12 protein-coding genes are annotated in these 17385 nt (G+C 61.4%); 7 read left to right on the top strand and 5 right to left on the bottom strand.

What is annotated here, in order from left to right:
* The first annotated feature begins 325 nt into the window (after window positions 1-325).
* The 5 genes from AC57B1_RS13125 (at window position 326) to AC57B1_RS13105 (ending at window position 8675) form a co-directional block, all read left to right on the top strand.
* The gene (locus AC57B1_RS13125; protein ID WP_496417688.1) at window positions 326-1000 is read left to right on the top strand and encodes an antibiotic biosynthesis monooxygenase family protein; all 675 of its coding nucleotides are present in this window, start codon (window positions 326-328) and stop codon (window positions 998-1000) included.
* Between the two features lie 104 nt (window positions 1001-1104).
* Complete coding sequence (locus AC57B1_RS13120; RefSeq protein ID WP_496417687.1) at window positions 1105-2730, top strand: MFS transporter; 1626 nt, start codon at window positions 1105-1107, stop codon at window positions 2728-2730.
* 11 nt (window positions 2731-2741) lie between these two features.
* Window positions 2742-3818, top strand: a complete 1077-nt coding sequence (locus tag AC57B1_RS13115; RefSeq protein ID WP_496417686.1) for an HlyD family secretion protein — start codon at window positions 2742-2744, stop codon at window positions 3816-3818.
* On the top strand, window positions 3815-5356 hold the full coding sequence (locus AC57B1_RS13110; protein ID WP_091796409.1) for an efflux transporter outer membrane subunit: 1542 nt from the start codon (window positions 3815-3817) through the stop codon (window positions 5354-5356). The genes AC57B1_RS13115 and AC57B1_RS13110 overlap by 4 nt, the downstream gene beginning before the upstream one ends.
* 493 nt (window positions 5357-5849) lie before the next feature.
* Window positions 5850-8675, top strand: a complete 2826-nt coding sequence (locus tag AC57B1_RS13105) for a 2-oxoglutarate dehydrogenase E1 component (RefSeq protein WP_496417758.1) — start codon at window positions 5850-5852, stop codon at window positions 8673-8675.
* Between the two features lie 143 nt (window positions 8676-8818).
* Here AC57B1_RS13105 and AC57B1_RS13100 read toward each other — a convergent pair whose 3' ends face one another.
* Window positions 8819-9970, bottom strand: coding sequence for a porin (locus AC57B1_RS13100; protein WP_408299288.1), 1152 nt, complete (start codon window positions 9968-9970; stop codon window positions 8819-8821).
* A gap of 545 nt (window positions 9971-10515) precedes the next feature.
* The gene (gene gcvA / locus AC57B1_RS13095; protein ID WP_496417685.1) at window positions 10516-11436 is read right to left on the bottom strand and encodes a transcriptional regulator GcvA; all 921 of its coding nucleotides are present in this window, start codon (window positions 11434-11436) and stop codon (window positions 10516-10518) included.
* A gap of 190 nt (window positions 11437-11626) precedes the next feature.
* Between gcvA and AC57B1_RS13090 the strand changes: the two genes are divergently transcribed.
* Together AC57B1_RS13090 and AC57B1_RS13085 are read left to right on the top strand one after the other, a co-directional pair.
* Window positions 11627-12469 (top strand): EamA family transporter, encoded by an 843-nt coding sequence (locus tag AC57B1_RS13090; RefSeq protein WP_408344807.1) that lies wholly within the window; start codon window positions 11627-11629, stop codon window positions 12467-12469.
* 71 nt (window positions 12470-12540) lie between these two features.
* Window positions 12541-13467, top strand: coding sequence for a bestrophin family protein (locus tag AC57B1_RS13085; protein ID WP_496417757.1), 927 nt, complete (start codon window positions 12541-12543; stop codon window positions 13465-13467).
* A gap of 36 nt (window positions 13468-13503) precedes the next feature.
* On the opposite strand, the gene AC57B1_RS13080 is transcribed toward AC57B1_RS13085, so the two are convergent.
* The 3 genes from AC57B1_RS13080 to dcd all read right to left on the bottom strand — a co-directional run bounded on the left by AC57B1_RS13080 (window position 13504) and on the right by dcd (window position 17180).
* Window positions 13504-14190, bottom strand: a complete 687-nt coding sequence (locus AC57B1_RS13080) for a lysozyme inhibitor LprI family protein (protein WP_496417756.1) — start codon at window positions 14188-14190, stop codon at window positions 13504-13506.
* A 47-nt stretch (window positions 14191-14237) separates the two neighbouring features.
* Window positions 14238-16523 (bottom strand): arginine/lysine/ornithine decarboxylase, encoded by a 2286-nt coding sequence (locus tag AC57B1_RS13075; RefSeq protein ID WP_091796420.1) that lies wholly within the window; start codon window positions 16521-16523, stop codon window positions 14238-14240.
* Between the two features lie 87 nt (window positions 16524-16610).
* The gene (dcd, locus tag AC57B1_RS13070; protein WP_007175915.1) at window positions 16611-17180 is read right to left on the bottom strand and encodes a dCTP deaminase; all 570 of its coding nucleotides are present in this window, start codon (window positions 17178-17180) and stop codon (window positions 16611-16613) included.
* Between the last annotated feature and the right edge of the window lie 205 nt (window positions 17181-17385).

Genomic DNA, 17385 nt, shown 5'->3' with positions numbered 1-17385 from the left:
CACAAATTGTCCAAGGCCAGATTCTTTCCACGTTTGAGAATCCGCCTCCACATATTTTCCATACCGAACCAATCACCTCATCGCTTCGAAAGACACTCTTTCAGGCAGTGAGGGTTATCCGGCGATTCATTGCCAATTGGCAAAAATCGCCAATTCATTGGCCCAATACTCAACTAGCCTGGACTCCCATTAATCGGCCCGTCCCGCACAATGCCTGTACGCGCCTGCTATCTGCAATACCGCAACGAATCGGCCAAAGGCGCCCGCAGCGCGCATTCGATTCAACACATCGCGTCGTATTGCCAACTCAATGTAAGAGGTCCTCATGTTCTCCGCAATGCTTGAAGTCAACCCGAAACCCGAACAGTTCGACGCCTACCTCGGCATGGCCAAAATGTTGCGGCCTGAACTCGAGAAGATCGAAGGATTCATCGATAACAACCGCTATGCGAGTCTCACGCGCGAAGGATGGCTTCTTTCGCTGTCGAGCTGGCGCGACGAGAAATCGCTCGTGCGCTGGCGCACCACGACGGCGCACCACAAGATACAACAAGCCGCGCGTGACCGCGTATTTGCCGACTACCGCTTGCGCATTGGCCAGGTAGTCAGCGATAACCAGCTGCCCGCCGGGCAGGTGTTGCGCGAGCAGCGCCTGGATGTCACTGAAGCGGGCAGTGGCACCGCAGTGACGCTGCTCGATGCGAAGTGCTCGCCGGCGTGGCTCGAGCAGACCGGGGCAGAAGGAGTGGCGAAGTCGCTTGGCGTCGATACGAACGCGCCCGGCCTCGTTTCATGGGACGTATTCGACGCACTGATGACACCCGGCGACGTGATCGTAGTGGTGACGTGGCAAGACCAGGCGGCAGTCGAAGCGTTCGAACGCGCTGCGCAAACGGCGGATGGCTTGCGCCGGCGGAGTATCCGCATTGTCCGCGAATACGGCATGTTCGATCGCCGCGAAGCGCCGCAATACTTTGAAGAGGTACAGCGTAAGCCGTGAGGATTGGATTCGTTTGAGCGCGGATCCTGGCATCTTCTCTCTCATACGAGTTCCGGCGCCGATCCTTAGATGCCCTATTGAACATGAGCAGTAACGAGGCCCCTATGACTACTGGCAATCCTTCGAGCATTGAGGCGCACGCACCGATCGTCGAGCGCTCGCAAGCGCCCGCAGCCGTGCCCGGGACAGCGGCTCCTGCGCAGCCGACGCCCCGTCAATCCGCGCTTTCGCTTCGACTCGCCACCGGCCTCGTCGGCATGCTGCTCGCGTCGCTGCTGGCTATTCTCAACGAGCAGGTCACTGCCGTGTCGATGGCGGATATCCAGGGCGCGCTTTCGATCGGTCACGACGACGGCACCTGGCTGACCGCCCTGTTCGAAGCGGCTAACGTGGCTACGATGGTGTTCGCTCCGTGGTTCGGGATCACCTTCACGCTCAAGCGGTTTACGATCGCCGCCGTAATCGCAACGATGTTCCTCGGCATCCTTTGCCCCTTTGCACCGAACCTGCTCACGCTCTATGTGTTGCGCGTTCTTCAGGGGATCGCCGGCGGATGCCTTCCCCCGATGTTGATCATCGTGGCGCTGCGCTATCTTCCGCCGAAAGTAAAACTGTACGGACTCGCCGGGTACGCGCTCACGGCCACCTTCGGACCGGCGCTCGGCACACCGCTGGCGGCTTTGTGGACCGAGTACGTCGGCTGGCAAATGGCCTTCTGGCAAATCGTGCCGCTTGGCATCGTCAGCTGCGTGGCGATCCAGCAAGGGCTTCCGGCGGATCCGCTCAAACTCGAACGACTCGGCGCATTCAACTGGACCGGCTTTCTGACGGGATTCCCGGCCGTCGCCATGCTCGTGATCGGCCTTCTACAAGGTGATCGTCTCGATTGGCTCGACTCCGGGTTCATTCGCGTGATGTTTATTGGCGGGGCGCTGTTGTTCGCCACGTTCCTTGTCAACGAGTGGTTTCACCCGCTGCCTTTCTTCAAGCTGCAATTGCTGTCGCGCAGAAACTTCGCGCATGGACTGACGACACTCCTAGGCGCGGTCATACTGCTGGTCGGCGTGGCGGCCATCCCCGGCCAATATCTCGCCAGGGTTCACGCCTACCGGCCGCTGCAGACCGCCCCCTTGTCGTTGCTGGTCGCGCTCCCGCTGTTGATCGCACTGCCTCTGACAGCTGCCGTCCTGAACCTGCGGCGGGTCGACCACCGCTGGGTCATGGCCATTGGCTTGTCTCTCATGATCACCACGTGCCTGATGGGTAGTTTCATCACGTCCGAGTGGATCCGCGACAACTTCTACTGGTTTCAATCCATACAGATCGTCGCGCAGCCCATGGTGATTCTCGCGATCCTGATGGGCGTCACGACGGGCCTGGCGCCGACCGACGGTCCATTCGCTTCGGCCATGTTCAACTCGCTCAAGACATTTTCCGCGGCCGTGGCGACGGCGCTCATCGAAGGGTTGGGCACGCATCGCGAACGTCTTCACTCGAACATGCTCGTGGACCATTTAGGCAACCACGCGCTCGTGACTAGCCAGAGTGTCGACGCGACTCACAGTCTCGGCGAACTCGCTCACCGGATCCACGAGCAGGCAGTGGTACTGACCTCGGCGGATCTCTATCGCGTGATGGCTGGTGTGGCCATCGCGCTTCTTTTCCTCGTGCCAGTGTTGCCCGTGCGTATTTACCCGCCGTGGAGCACTACGCCGCCCTCTTCCCATTAAGGGCCGATATCATGTCAACCATTGCTCGATCTCCCCTCAAAATCGTTCGTATCGCCGCGCTGGTCGTCGCGGTCGGCGTAGGCGCATGGGCTTGCTCAAGCCTGTCAGGCGGCTCGAATACCGAATCCACCAACGACGCTTATGTCGAGGCCGATTTCACGCTCGTGGCGCCGCGTGTCGCCGGCCAGATATCCGACGTATTCGTCAACGACAACCAGGCGGTCAAAGCGGGGCAATTGCTGGTCCGCATCGACGACCGCGACTTCCGGGCCGCTTTGATGAGTGCGGAGGCGGACGTGGCCGCGGCACAGGCCGCCGTCGCGAACTATGACGCCGAGATCGCGCGGCAGCCCTCGCTCGTCGAGCAGGCGCGCGCAACGCTCAAGGCCGACGATGCGTCGATCGAATTCGCACGGGCCAACGCCGCGCGGTACCAGAACCTCTCGGAAGCCGGTGCGGGGACAGCGCAGGAGCAACAGCACACGTCGAGCGCGCTCGCCGAGCAACTCGCGCACGAGGCGCACGATCGGGCCGTGCTGGCATCGACCGAGCAGAACCTGGACGTGCTGCGCACCCAGCGCGATAAGGCAGCCGGCGCGCTTGCACGTGCCGGGGCGGCGCTTGAGCAGGCAAAGCTCAACCTGTCGTATACGGAGATTCATGCGCCGGTGGACGGCAAGGTCGGACGGCGTTCCGCGCGAGTCGGCGCATTCGTGACGCCAGGCGCGACGATTCTCGCGATCGTGCCACTTTCCGACGCCTACGTTGTCGCCAACTTCCAGGAAAACCAGATCACCCACATGCGGCCTGGCGAAAGTGTGCGGATCAAGGTCGACAGCTTTCCTGGCGTTGTGATCCGCGGCCGTGTCGATAGTCTTGCTCCCGCAACCGGTGTGAGCTTTGCGCCGATCGCACCCGATAACGCGACGGGCAACTTCACCAAGGTCGTCCAACGCGTGCCTGTCAAGATCACCATCGACCGAGGCCAGGAGGCGGCGTCCGCGCTGAGCGTGGGGCTGTCTGTCGAAACGGAAGTCGCCGTCGGTCAGCACGCCGACACGTTGGCGGAGGCGGGAGATAAAAAATGAATGCGAGCGACTTTTCCTTCCGCGTGTTGGCGCTGGAGATACTGGCGTGTCTGGTGATAGCGGGTTGCACCGTTGGACCGGATTTCGAACGTCCAAAGGCGTCGACGCCCGCGCAGGTCTTTGAGCGCACCCAATCCGCACAAGCCTCGAGCAAGGCCGTCGAGGCCGGATTCAATCCCGATTGGTGGACGCTGTTCAACGACCCCACGTTGAACACGCTCGAACAGAAACTGGCCGATGCGAACCTCGATGTGGCCGCGGCGTCGGCACGCCTTCGGCAAAGCCGGGCCGAACAGCGCGTTGCGGGGGCAGCGGAATATCCGACGCTAGACGGTGCAGCCTCGTACAACCGCGAACGCGGAAGTCCGAATGGCATTCTGTCGCTGCTCGGCGTCAGCCCGACCCAATCCCAGCCGCAATCCGCTTCGGGCAGCGCGCCGCTTGGCGTGGCGCCGCTGCCGGGCTCCAAAGGTTCGCCGGCATACAACCTCTATCAGGCCGGTTTCGACGCGTCCTGGGAAATCGATATCTGGGGCGGAGTTCGACGCGGTGTCGAAGCCGCGTCCGCGCTGGCGGATGCTTCTTACCAGGACCGGAACGCAATTCTGCTGTCTGCTCGTGCTGAACTCGCGCGAGACTATATCGAGTTGCGCGACACCCAGTCGCTGCTGCGGATCGCGAGACAGAATCTGGAGATTGCTCGCAACGCCACGAAGCTCACGCAAGTACGCGCGCATGAAGGCGTGACGACGGATCTCGACGTGGCCAACGCATCCGCGCAGGTGGCGTCGATCGAAAGTCTGATTCCGACACTCGAGTCGCGAAGCGAGACCACGATCAACGCGATTGGCGTATTGCTCGGCGAGGAACCAGGCGCGCTTCGGCAAACGCTCGCCGAACCGCGCGACGTGCCCGATCTACCGCTACAGGTGCCGATCGGCTTTCCGTCTGAACTGGTGCAACGCAGACCCGACATCGGCAAGGCGGAAGCGCAGTTGCATGCGGCCACGGCGTCGATCGGCATGGCGAAAGCCGACTTCTATCCGCGCATATCGCTGAATGGCAGCGCGGGCTTTCAGAGTCTTCAGCTTTCGAGTCTTGCCAACTGGGCGTCCGGACAGTTTGTTGTCGGCCCCTCCATTACGATGCCGATCTTCGAGGGCGGCCGCCTCAAGGGAACACTGAACCTGCGCGAGGCACAACAACAGGAAGCCGCGGTCGCATACAAACACACCGTGCTCAACGCCTGGCGCGAAGTGGACGATGCGCTTGTCGTCTACGATGCCGAGCAGCTGCGCCGCGACAAGCTGACGACGGTGGTTGCGCTCAACCAGCGCGCGCTCTCGATAGCGCAGCAGCGCTACAAGGCCGGGGCGCTCGACTATCTCGACGTGCTGAACGTGCAGAAGCAGCTGCTCGACGGCGAGAGCAACCTGGAACAAAGCAAGGCGAGCGCAGCCGCCAACCTGATCACCCTCTGCAAAGCGCTGGGCGGCGGCTGGGAGTCCACTTACGCCAACCCCCAGGCGTCGCGTTGATTGGAGCGCGGCCGACTGCTGAGTGACGGGCGTCGGCCTGGCGTGTTCTCACTGCGCGCCTGTGCAGAGCCGAAGCGTCGCATCGGGCGAGATTGAACGCCGTTTCTGGCGGCTCGATCTCGCGTCGAACCAGCTCGACCTTGCACACATACGAGATTCTGGAAGCGCTGGCGTCGTGGCCAGGAACCAACGAAGAGTGTCCCAAAGCCATCACAATCGAAGCGTCAGAAAGGACCCGCAAAACATAGACTGTGTTTACCAGCAGTCAGGAGACTGCTGGTCCTGGCGGGCACAGGGACCTGGTGGCATGAGTCACGGGGTCTTGCACAAGTTGACGCGAATTACGTGGCGTGGAATCTCACCTCGTTTCGCATCCAAGTTTTGTCTTCGTGTCCCTGCGAAAGCTTTGGCGTGGCCAAGGCGGAAACGGGTGCTGCCCTGGGTAAATTCGTGGCGGATATCGGGCATGGTCCCGGCTGAGGACAGAGTCATCATGATGATGCGCAATCGCAGTACCTCCTTCCTGTTTGGAGGCAACGCTCCTTACGTCGAGGAGCAATACGAGGCATACCTTGCCGACCCGAACACAGTGTCGGATGAATGGCGAGGCTATTTTGACGCGTTGCAGGGCGTGCCCGCGGTGGATGGATCAGACGCAGGCGACGTTGCGCACGCACCGGTCGTATCGCGCTTTGTCGAGTTGGCCAGACAGGTGCGGACCGGAGGACGCTCGGAGGACGACGTACTCCGTTTCGCGCAGAAGCAGGTCGCGGTGCAGGCACTGATTTCGGCCTATCGCATGGTCGGCACCCGCAACGCTCATCTCGATCCACTGCGCTGGAGCGCGCCGGCGCCGGTGCGTGATCTGAACCCGGGCTACTACGACCTGTCCCACGCGGACATGAACACGAAGTTCAGCATGTCCGGCACTTACTTCTCCGACGAAGACGCGACGCTCGGCGATCTGGTGCAGGCGCTCACAGAAACGTATTGCGGGACGCTGGGCGCCGAGTTCATGCATCTCGCCGATCCCGATCAGCGTGGCTGGTGGCAGATGCGTCTCGAGTCTTCGCGTGCGAAGGCGCCCCTGGATACCGGCGACAAGCTGCACATCCTCGAACGGCTGACAGCAGCCGAGGGCCTTGAAAAATACCTCCATGCCCGCTACGTCGGTCAGAAACGCTTTTCGCTCGAGGGTGGCGAGTCGCTCATCGTGCTGCTGGATGAGCTGGTTGCGTACGGCGCCACCAAGGGCATCAAGAGCTCGATTCTCGGCATGGCGCACCGTGGGCGACTGAACGTTCTCGTCAATATTGTCGGAAAGCCGCCGGCTGCGTTGTTCGACGAGTTCGACGGAAAAACCGCGCATCTTCTCCCGGCGGGTGACGTCAAATATCACAAGGGCTTTACCGGCCTGCTCCCGACTGCAACCGGGCCAGCGGAAGTCACACTCGCGTTCAACCCTTCGCACCTCGAAATCGTGAACCCGGTTATTCAAGGGATCGCTCGCGCGCGCGCCGAAGTATTGGGGCAAGGCGCGGCTGCGGTCCTGCCAGTGGAGATTCACGGGGACGCCGCGATTTCGGGGCAAGGTATCGTCATGGAGACGATGAACCTGTCGAATACCAGAGGCTACGGCACCGGCGGCACGATCCATGTGGTGGTGAATAACCAGGTGGGCTTCACCACGTCCGATCCGCGCGATGTGCGCTCGTCTTTCTATTGCACCGACATTGCCAAGATGATCGAGGCGCCGATCCTGCATGTGAACGGCGACGACCCCGAGGCAGTGGTTGCCGCGACGCGCCTCGCGATCGATTTTCGCGCCGTGTACGGGAAGAGCGTCGTTATCGATCTGGTCTGCTTCCGCCGTCATGGTCACCAGGAACAGGACACGCCGAACATCACTCAACCGTTGATGTATCGCTCCATTGCAGGCCATCCGGGTGTCCGCACGCTCTACGCGAAGAAGCTCGTGGACGAACGGGTCGTGACGACCGAAGACGTGGAGAAATATGTCCACGACTACCGTGAGCATCTTGACGCTGCGCAAGCCAACGAAGAGAAGAAGCCGGTCGATACAAAGAGCGAAGAGGTGACCTGGCCGCAGTTGCTCGATGGAAACGTCGACCGCATCTATTACTCGGCTCCGTTGCCAGATCTCGTTCAGAAGCTCGCATTGAAGATCACGAGCGTACCTGGGCAATATGCGCTGCATCCGCTCGTTGGGAAAGTGATGAGCGCCCGCCGCGAGATGGCGCAAGGCAAGCGTCCACTAGATTGGGGTATGGCCGAGCATCTCGCTTTCGCTTCCCTGCTTTCCGCCGGAATCGATGTACGTCTGAGTGGGCAGGACAGTGAACGGGGCACGTTCAGCCATCGCCACGCGGTGCTTCACGATCAGAAGCGGTCGATTCGGGGAGAGGGCACCTACGTGCCGCTGGAGAACGTGTCGGATGACCAGGGGCGATTCTCGGTCACCAACTCGGTTCTGTCGGAAGCCGCGGTGCTGGGCTTCGAATACGGATACTCGGTTGTTCGACAAAACGCGCTCGTGATGTGGGAGGCGCAGTTCGGCGACTTCGCGAACGGCGCGCAGGTTGTGATCGACAACTTTCTGTCCGCGGGCGCTGCAAAGTGGGGGCAACACAGTGGCTTGACGATGCTGCTTCCACATGGTCAGGAAGGTGAAGGTCCGGAACACGCGTCCGCCCGACTCGAGCGCCATCTGCAACTGTGTGCCCAGGAAAACATGCGGGTTGTGCAGCCCACGACGCCGGCGCAGATTTTCCATCTGTTGCGTATGCAAGCCGTGCTGCGTGATCGCGTGCCGCTCATTGTGATGACGCCGAAGTCGCTTCTGCGCCACCCTGAGGCTGTCAGCAACCTCGAGGATCTCGCGCAAGGCCGATTCAACGAGATTCTTGGCGAGTCGCCTACCCAGGAAGCAGCGTCCAAGGTGGACCGGGTCATCCTGTGTTCGGGCAAGGTCTACTTCGAACTGCTGGAGCGTCGGCGCAAGGCCCAGAAAGACAATATCGCGTTGATTCGCGTTGAACAGTTGTATCCGTTCCCTGGAAAGCGGATCAGTGCGGAACTGGAGCGGTATCCGAATCTGAAGGATGTGGTGTGGTGTCAGGAAGAATCGAAAAACCAGGGTGCGTGGAATTTCGTATTGGAACCGCTGTTGGAAATTGTGAAGGCACCCGCGGCGCTGCGCTATGTCGGGCCGGAGGCGACGGCATCGACTGCACCGGGTTACCGGTCGATGCATGCTGCGCGTCAGGAAAAATTCCTGCATGCGGCTATCGAGGAGTAAGGCGGCCGTGAAGGCGAATCGGAGACGATGTCGCTGATTCGCCTTCGCTGGCAAGCTCACAGGGGCGCGGATGTGAATTCGCGTGCCCCTGACTTTCGATCACGATGTATCTTCACGGCGTGCCGCCCTCCTCGCTGAGCCCCTCAAAACCGGGTTCGTAATCCGACGGTTCCAACCACCTGGTTTGCAGTCGACGACGCGCCGCCCGATGTATTGATAAACGCAACGTACTGCTTGCCGCTCACATGCTGAAACATCCCTTCCGCGTAGACATCGGTTCGCTTCGAGAGTGAATAGATCAGTTGCGCATTGACCTGATTCCACTTGGGGTCTGCGCCATAGGTCGTCGTGCGAGTGGCATGACCGTCGGTGTAGACGTAAGCGGCACCCAGCTTCAGCGCCGGCGTCAGTGCGTAGCGGCCGTTGACTTCAAAATTGTCGAAGCGCACTGTGCCACCGGCCGACCCGAATGACTTCGTGCCTTGGTACTGGCTGTGGGAATACACGAAGCCGAGTACGGCCGGGCCAAACGCGTAGTTCAGACCCGCGGCGGCAACGCGCTGCACATCCGCGCCGAGCACGAATCCACCGGTGCCGTTGGCTGTCGATTCAGCCGTGTCGATTGCGCCCGATGTGTTGGTGCTATTCGATCCATTGATCTGCAAATAGCTGGCGGCAAAGTTCAACGGTCCGTTGCCGTAACTTGCACCGACACTGTAGGCGCGATTCGAGCTGAAGTCCGTGCTGTTCGAGAACGCGTAAAGCGCTCCGAATTTCAACCCCGCAATGCTGTGGCTATTGAACTTGACGGCGTTGTTGATGCGTACCGAGTAGTCCAGGTTGTCATTGTCGAATGGGTGAGCGAAGCCCGTCTTCCCGAACGTCGACGCCACCTCGGAGAGCGGCGCGACGAAGTCGACACCCGAGTCGTACTGGCGGCCGAATGTGAGCGTGCCGTACTGAGCCGCATCGATACCGGCGTAAGCCTGCCGCCCGAACAGGCGGTTGTTCTGCCCGAGCTTGCCGTTCTGGATGTTGAAGCCGTTCTCGAGCACGAAGATCGCATGCAGTCCGCCACCGAGATCCTCGTTGCCGCGCAGGCCGAACTGACTACCGTTGATGTTGCCGCTCGTCGCCTGAATGAGAGAGCCTGCGCTTGAGCCTTTCTTGACGTTGTTCGTGTACATGATGCCGGCGTCAATCAGGCCATAAAGTGTGACTGAATTCTGGGCATGCGCCAGCGGAGCGATCAGGCTGGCCGCGACAGTAGCGCCCAGGAAGAGCTTCTTGGTCAAAGTTGACTCCGGGAAATGGTGACAGTGCGAGTTGTGCCGTCAGAGGGAGTCGATGCTAGAAGTCTGTCCGCTGCAGCGGAACTGATCTCTTGTCATATACAAATCACCGATCGTGTTATTGGTTTTTTGACGATGGCGTCGTGACGACTTTATATAACGGCATCCTAATTACTTTGCCGGTACAGGATATGTTGTGAAAACCGTTGACGGGTGGCGATTTTCGCTTGACCAGCCACTCATCCTCTCTGCACTGCAAAGCGCAAGAAAACAGATTCTCATTAGTCTTCGCGCGAACCGGGTTACTGCGATTCATCTATGCCGTGTAACAGACCCTTCCAGTTTGCGACACGGACTTCACCATTCCGTGATCGACTGTGAAGGCTAATGAGCGGCATTCCCGGACAAGGCCGTCGTCCGCATCGACGCGAGCCATGCGTCAGACAGACGCTGTCGGATACCATGAGTTGATAGTCGAGTCGCAGCTCGCGCCTACTCGTTGCGAGTACGCTTGAGAAAGCCGGACACTCTGCCGGCAGATCGCTCAACTAGTCCGCGTTTTGGCACGGCGTCGCAGTTTGGGACCGCATTCCCTCGCGTTCCAGCCATGAGCGGAACAGCACGACCAGGTCGTCCGCGGACTTGCCATCCGGAACATAGGTGCAATAGCTCCGCGACGGCAGACGCGGCCCAGCGAAAGGCGCGACAAGCCGGCCAGCCGCAAGATCGTCGGATACCAGCGCAGTCGGCCCCATCGCAATGCCTATCCCGTCGATGGCAGCCTGCAACGTCAGATAGAAATGGTCGAAAGTGAGCGCGGCAGCCGGCCTGAGTGCGGGAAGCTTTGCGCTTGCCAGCCAGTCCGGCCAAAGCCGCGGAAGACTCGACGTGTGCAGCAACGTATGCTGCCGCATATCGTCGGGTATTCGAAGCGGCAGTCGCTGCAATAGCGCCGGACTACAAACCGGGATCCGCTCTTCAGACAGGAAAGGCCGCATCGAATAGCCATAGAACGTATCCGGACCACCCCGGATGACGATGTCATAGACGTCTTTCAGACTCTCCGCCGACTCGTTCGAGGTCACCACGTTGACCTCCACGTCCGGATGCTCGGCGCGGAACGCGGCCAGTCGCGGCACCAGCCAGCGCAGCGTGAACGTGGCGGGCGCATTCACGGTCAAGGTTCGCGAGAGCGTTGCGGGGAAGCCATATCTCGCCGTTGCTTGCGACAACTGCTCGAACAACGGACCGATTTCCTCCAGGTACGCCCGCGCCGCGGGAGTCAGCGCCACACGCCGGTTGTGCCGTTCGAATAACGGTGCACCCAGCCACTCCTCGAGCAGACGCACGTGCTGACTTACAGCTCCGTGCGTGACGTGCAATTCGGCTGCCGCTTCCTTGAAGCTGCCGAGCCGCCCTGCAGCTTCGAAGGCACGCAATGCATTGAGTGGAGGCAGGACCCGTTTCATTCACGATAGTTTATCTAACACGACGACCCAATTTAACTCGTTTGTTGACGAACGACAAGATAGATATCCTGCTTGCTGCACGGCCGATTTGAGCGGCGACAGCCATAAACGGTCAGCGAGAACATCGGACGGCCACTTCTTGCCTTTCGCGGCGCGCAATCTCCCACACCCTTTCGAGTCTGGAGCCTCAATGCTCAGTTACACCGGCGGTCTCGTTCTGGTTGCCGCCCTGCTCCACGCAAGCTGGAATGCGATGCTGCACGGCAACCGGGACCGCTTCCTCTCCATGACGTGGATGAGCATCGCCATCGCGGCGGTCGCCTCGCTCGTGGTCCTGTTCACGCCGTCGCCGAGCGGCGCGGCCTGGCCGTATATCGTCGCGTCGGGGCTCTTGCATATCGTCTACAACGCGACCCTCGTGCGGGCGTACCGGCGCAGCGATCTGGCGCAAGCGTATCCGATCGCGCGCGGCTCATCGCCGCTGCTCGTCACGCTCGGCGCGGCGCTTTTCGCTCACGAAGCGATCGGCCCCTTGCACGCGCTCGGGATCGTGATGATCTCCGGCGGCATCATCGCAATCGCGCTGCAAGGTGGGCGTGTATCGCGCGCGAGTGCGCTGGCCGCGCTGACAACCGGCGCGACGATCGCGCTCTATACCGTGGTCGACGGCATGGGCGTGCGGCTATCGGACGGCCGCGCACTCGCCTATACCGCGTGGATGTTCCTGTTCTATTGGCTGATGCCCGTGTTGTTCATCGCGATGCGCGGACTCTCGGCGCTGTGCACACCGGTTTGGGTAACGCCGATGGCCGTGGGTTCCTCGCTCGCCGGTGGCCTGGTGTCGATCGCGGCATATGGCATCGTGATCTGGGCGATGCAGTCGGGCGCGATGGGCGCGGTATCGGCGTTGCGCGAGACTAGCGTGGTGTTCGCGGTGCTGATCGGGCGGGTGTTGCTGCGGGAAACAGTCAGCGCACAGCGCTGGCTCGCGTGCGTGATCGTTGCGGCGGGGGCGGTTTGTCTGGGGCTTTAAAGCCGCAAAACTCGAAACACAAAAAAGCGATAATAGGCATCCCGCGGCCTCAGGCGCAAAAAAACACCCCAATGATCATCCGCCCGCATCTCCATTGGTTTCGCATGCTGCTCGCCTGGCAGGGCTCAGTCCTGCCGCGATTGCTCCCGCGGCTCTTTCTGATCTTCTGCATTTCGATCGTGGCCGTGGCGGCTCACGACCATCTGCTGCCGATCTCGCTGAATCTCAACACCACCGCGCCGTTCTCCTTGATCGGCATTGCGCTCGCGGTTTTTCTCGGCTTCCGGAACAACGCCAGCTACGACCGCTGGTGGGAAGCTCGCAAGCTTTGGGGACAACTGCTGAACGAGTCGCGCTCGCTCATCCGTCAGGTGCTCACCTTGCCATCCCGGCCGTTGCCGAAAGAAGACGTCCGGGAATTTTTCACCGCGCTCAGCGCCCTTCCCCACGCGCTGCGTCATCAACTGCGCAAAAGCGACCCGCACGAAGACCTCGCCGCACGCCTGCCGCAAGCGCTTTTCGAGCGCGTCATGGCGTCGCGCTACAAGCCGGCCACCTTGATGCTCTACCTTGGCGAATGGGTGCAACGACAGGCTCGCGCAGGCGCGATCGATCCGATGGCGGTCATCGCTTTCGATCGGAATCTGAATGGACTTTCGGATGTGATCGGCGGATGCGAGCGCATCGCTTCGACGCCGCTGCCGTTCGCCTACTCGGTGATGATTCACCGCACGGTGTACTTCTTCTGCGCGTCCTTGCCGTTTGGACTGGTGGACAGCATCGGCATCTTCACGCCCGTGTTCGCGGTGTTTGTGGCCTACACGTTCATGGCGCACGAAGCCATTGCGTCGCAGATCGAAGAGCCTTTCGGCACCGACGACAACGACCTCGCACTTCACATGATGTCGACGGTGATCGAGGACTCCATGCGCGACCTGCTCGGCGAACCGGCTCTCCCGTTGCCGAACCCGGAAGCCGAAGGCTACATACTCAACTGAGCGCGCTTCACCTGAAGCGCGCCGCCCAACGCACGCTCAACTGTTGCCGGCTGTTTCCGACAAGCGCTTGAGCGTCGCCACCCGCGCGCCGATGATATCGATGCGGCCGCGCTCGTCGATCACCGGCGTCGTGGCATTCAGATAGGCGGTCCACGCCTTCTGCGCGCGCGTCAACGTGGGACGCGTGCGCGCCGGCATCTTCGACTGCAAGCGGCGGTAGTAGCGGTTCAGATCGAACATGGCGTGTTCGCACTGCGCGTCCGCACCGCAGGCGCGCACCCGGGGCGGCGGATCGCCAGCCGCGTTTGCCTTCGCGACCGCGCTGCGCAACGCGAGCGCGCGGTCGCGTACCGGCTGCAACTGCATATCGGCTTCGGCGAGCACGTACATGGAGCCGCGCGTCGTGGCGAACACCGCCGCGAGCAACTGCTTCTCGGCGTCGCGTGAGGCCTGCCAGCTCGCCTGGCTCTTTTCCCACTGCTTACGCTGCGCGGGCGGCAACTTCTGCTGAAGCTGCTGCCATGCGTTGTCCAACGCGGTCTTCCAGCCGATGCGCGCGTTGTCCATGCACTGCACCTGCCCCGCGGTCGACGACATGTCGCTGCGCGCGAGGCACGCGCGCATCGACGCATCGATCGGATCGGCGGCGGCGACTTCGGCATGCGCCGGCAACGACGCCGCGCCGAATACCGCCGCCGCGACCAGCGACAGCGCGCAGACCACACGCCGAGCGGGGCGCGTGCCCGACGGGGACGTCACTTGCCGCACGGTCAGCCGCGCACGCAATCGACGAAGTATTCGATGCGCCCGTTGATCGTTTCGCCGACAAGCCCGTGGATGTCCGTGTGGAAACCCGGGAAGCGCTCGTTGAACTCGCGCGCGAAACGCAGATAGTTGACGATGGTCTTGTTGAAGCGCTCGCCCGGAATCAGCAGCGGAATGCCCGGCGGATACGGCGTCAACAGGATCGACGTGACGCGGCCTTCGAGTTCGTCGATAGGCACGCGGTCGATTTCGCGGTGCGCGAGCTTGGCGAACGCATCCGACGGCTTCATGGCCGGTTCCATGCTCGACAGGTACATCTCGGTCGTGAGACGCGCGATGTCGTTCGCGCGGTAGACGCTGTGAATCTGCTCGCACAGATCGCGCAGGCCGACGCGCTCGTACATCGGGTGATGCGAGACGAACTCGGGCAGCACGCGCCACAGCGGCTGGTTGTTGTCGTAGTCGTCCTTGAACTGCTGCAGTTCGGTGACCATCGAGTTCCAACGGCCCTTCGTAATGCCGATCGTAAACATGATGAAGAACGAATACAGCCCGGTCTTCTCGACGATGATGCCGTGCTCGGCCAGATACTTCGTGACGATCGCGGCCGGAATGCCTGACTCGCCGAAGCCGCCGTCCATATCCAGTCCCGGCGTGACGATCGTCGCCTTGATCGGGTCGAGCATGTTGAAGCCTTCGGCGAGCGGGCCGAAACCGTGCCACGCGTCGTTCGGGCGCAGCATCCAGTCTTCGCGCGAGCCGATGCCCTCTTCGGCGAACGTCTCCGGGCCCCACACCTTGAAGAACCAGTCGTCGCCGTATTCGGCGTCGACCTTGCTCATCGCGCGGCGGAAATCCAACGCTTCCGCGATCGACTCTTCGACCAGCGCCGTGCCGCCCGGCGCTTCCATCATCGCCGCGGCCACGTCGCACGAGGCGATGATCGCGTACTGCGGGCTGGTGGACGTATGCATCAGATACGCTTCATTGAAGCGATGCTTGTCGAAGCGGCTGTTCTTCGAATCCTGCACGACGATCTGCGAAGCCTGCGAAATGCCGGCCAGCAACTTGTGCGTGGAGTGCGTGGCGAACACCAGCGCGCCGATGCGCGGACGGCCCGCGCCGATCGCGTGCATGTCCTGATAGAACTCGTGGAATTCGGCGTGCGGCAGCCAGGCTTCATCGAAGTGCAGCGTGTCGAGCCAGTCGCCGAGCATTTCCTTGATCATCTCGACGTTGTAGATCACGCCGTCGTACGTGCTTTGCGTGATGGTCAGAATGCGCGGCTTGAGTTCCGGATTCTTCGCGAGGGCTTCGCGGGCGAACGGGTTCGCGAGGATCTTCTTCTTGATGTTTTCCGGCTCGAACTCGCTACGCGGAATCGGCCCGATGATGCCGAAGTTGTTGCGCGTCGGCGTGAGGAACACCGGAATCGCGCCGGTCATGGTGATCGCGTGCAGGATCGACTTGTGGCAGTTGCGGTCAACCAGCACGATGTCGCCCGGCGCGACCGTGCCATGCCAGACGATCTTGTTCGACGTGGATGTGCCATTGGTCACGAAGAACACGTGGTCCGCGCTGAAGATGCGCGCGGCGTTGCGTTCAGAGGCCGCCACCGGACCCGTGTGATCGAGCAGCTGGCCGAGTTCGTCGACGGCATTGCACACGTCCGCGCGCAGCATGTTCTCGCCGAAGAACTGATGGAACATCTGGCCGAGCGGGCTCTTCAGAAACGCGACGCCGCCCGAGTGTCCCGGGCAGTGCCACGAATAGGAGCCTTCGTCCGCGTACTGCACCAGTTCCTTGAAGAACGGCGGCGCGAGCGAATCCAGATACACCTTGGTCTCGCGGATGATATGGCGCGCGACGAACTCCGGCGTGTCCTCGAACATGTGGATGAAGCCGTGCAGTTCGCGCAGGATGTCGTTCGGCAGGTGACGCGAGGTGCGCGTTTCACCGTACAGGAAGATCGGAATGTCGGCGTTGCGGCGGCGCACTTCGGTCACGAACGCGCGCAGCGCGACGATCGCGGCCGCAAGCTCCGGCGTCTCGCCTTCCACCACCACGTTATCGACGTACGGCAGCAGCTCGTCGTCGTCGATCGAAAGGATGAAGCACGAGGCGCGGCTCGACTGCTGCGCGAACGAGGTCAGATCGCCGTAGCTCGTCAACCCGAGCACTTCCGCGCCTTCTTTCTCGATGGCTTCGGCCAGAGCCCGGATGCCGGAACCCGAGATGTTCTCGGAGCGGAAATCTTCGTCGATGATGACGACGGGAAAACGAAACTTCATGGGCGATTCTCCAAAAAGAACGACCGCTGCATTGTGTCAATTGCAGCGGTCACCCGGTATGGCTGGTGGTTCAGTACGCTGCGGACGTCACGTTCTCGGCAACGTGACGCCGTGCTGGCCTTGATATTTGCCGCCGCGATCCGCGTACGACGTTTCACAAATCTCGTCGCTTTCGAAAAACAGCACTTGGGCGACGCCTTCGTTCGCGTAGATTTTCGCAGGCAAAGGTGTCGTATTCGAGAATTCGAGCGTGACGTGTCCTTCCCATTCCGGCTCGAACGGCGTCACGTTGACGATGATCCCGCAACGCGCATACGTGGACTTGCCCAGACACACGGTCAGGACGCTGCGCGGAATGCGGAAATACTCGACCGTGCGCGCGAGCGCGAACGAATTCGGCGGGATGATGCAGACATCGCCCTTGAAGTCGACGAACGACTTCTCGTCGAAATTCTTCGGATCGACAATGGTCGAGTTGATGTTCGTGAAGATCTTGAATTCGTCGGCGCAGCGGATGTCGTAGCCGTAGCTCGACGTGCCGTAGCTGACAATCTTCCGGCCGTCTTCGGAGACGCGAACCTGATCGGGCGCAAACGGCTCGATCATCTTGTGCGACTCGGCCATGCGCCGGATCCACTTGTCGGATTTGATAGTCATAGGTGAACGCTGCTCGACGTGAATGACAGGGGTGTGACGGATAACAACCCGGTAAGTCCCGGGTCACTTGGGGCTAACTGCGTGCGCGCCCGCACTGCGCTCACTGGCGGGTGCGGGCCCTGACGGCGTGCCGTTCAGACGCGCTACGCTCCCGGCTGAATGCCGTGGCAGCGTGGCCAGGGCGGGCATTCCGGCCGGGCTGCCG

It is taken from the genome of Paraburkholderia sp. BGA-UO-ETr-F21 (assembly GCF_059567925.1).
The sequence above is the reverse complement of the archived record's forward strand: the minus strand, read 5'-3'. Positions and strand labels throughout refer to the sequence as shown.

Coding starts and splice junctions, on each gene's coding strand:
- AC57B1_RS13105 (WP_496417758.1), top strand. CDS start 5,850: ATGATGATGCGCAATCGCAGTACCTCCTTCCTGTTTGGAGGCAACGCT.
- AC57B1_RS13115 (WP_496417686.1), top strand. CDS start 2,742: ATGTCAACCATTGCTCGATCTCCCCTCAAAATCGTTCGTATCGCCGCG.
- AC57B1_RS13110 (WP_091796409.1), top strand. CDS start 3,815: ATGAATGCGAGCGACTTTTCCTTCCGCGTGTTGGCGCTGGAGATACTG.
- AC57B1_RS13085 (WP_496417757.1), top strand. CDS start 12,541: ATGATCATCCGCCCGCATCTCCATTGGTTTCGCATGCTGCTCGCCTGG.
- gcvA (WP_496417685.1), bottom strand. CDS start 11,436: ATGAAACGGGTCCTGCCTCCACTCAATGCATTGCGTGCCTTCGAAGCT.
- dcd (WP_007175915.1), bottom strand. CDS start 17,180: ATGACTATCAAATCCGACAAGTGGATCCGGCGCATGGCCGAGTCGCAC.
- AC57B1_RS13090 (WP_408344807.1), top strand. CDS start 11,627: ATGCTCAGTTACACCGGCGGTCTCGTTCTGGTTGCCGCCCTGCTCCAC.
- AC57B1_RS13125 (WP_496417688.1), top strand. CDS start 326: ATGTTCTCCGCAATGCTTGAAGTCAACCCGAAACCCGAACAGTTCGAC.
- AC57B1_RS13120 (WP_496417687.1), top strand. CDS start 1,105: ATGACTACTGGCAATCCTTCGAGCATTGAGGCGCACGCACCGATCGTC.
- AC57B1_RS13075 (WP_091796420.1), bottom strand. CDS start 16,523: ATGAAGTTTCGTTTTCCCGTCGTCATCATCGACGAAGATTTCCGCTCC.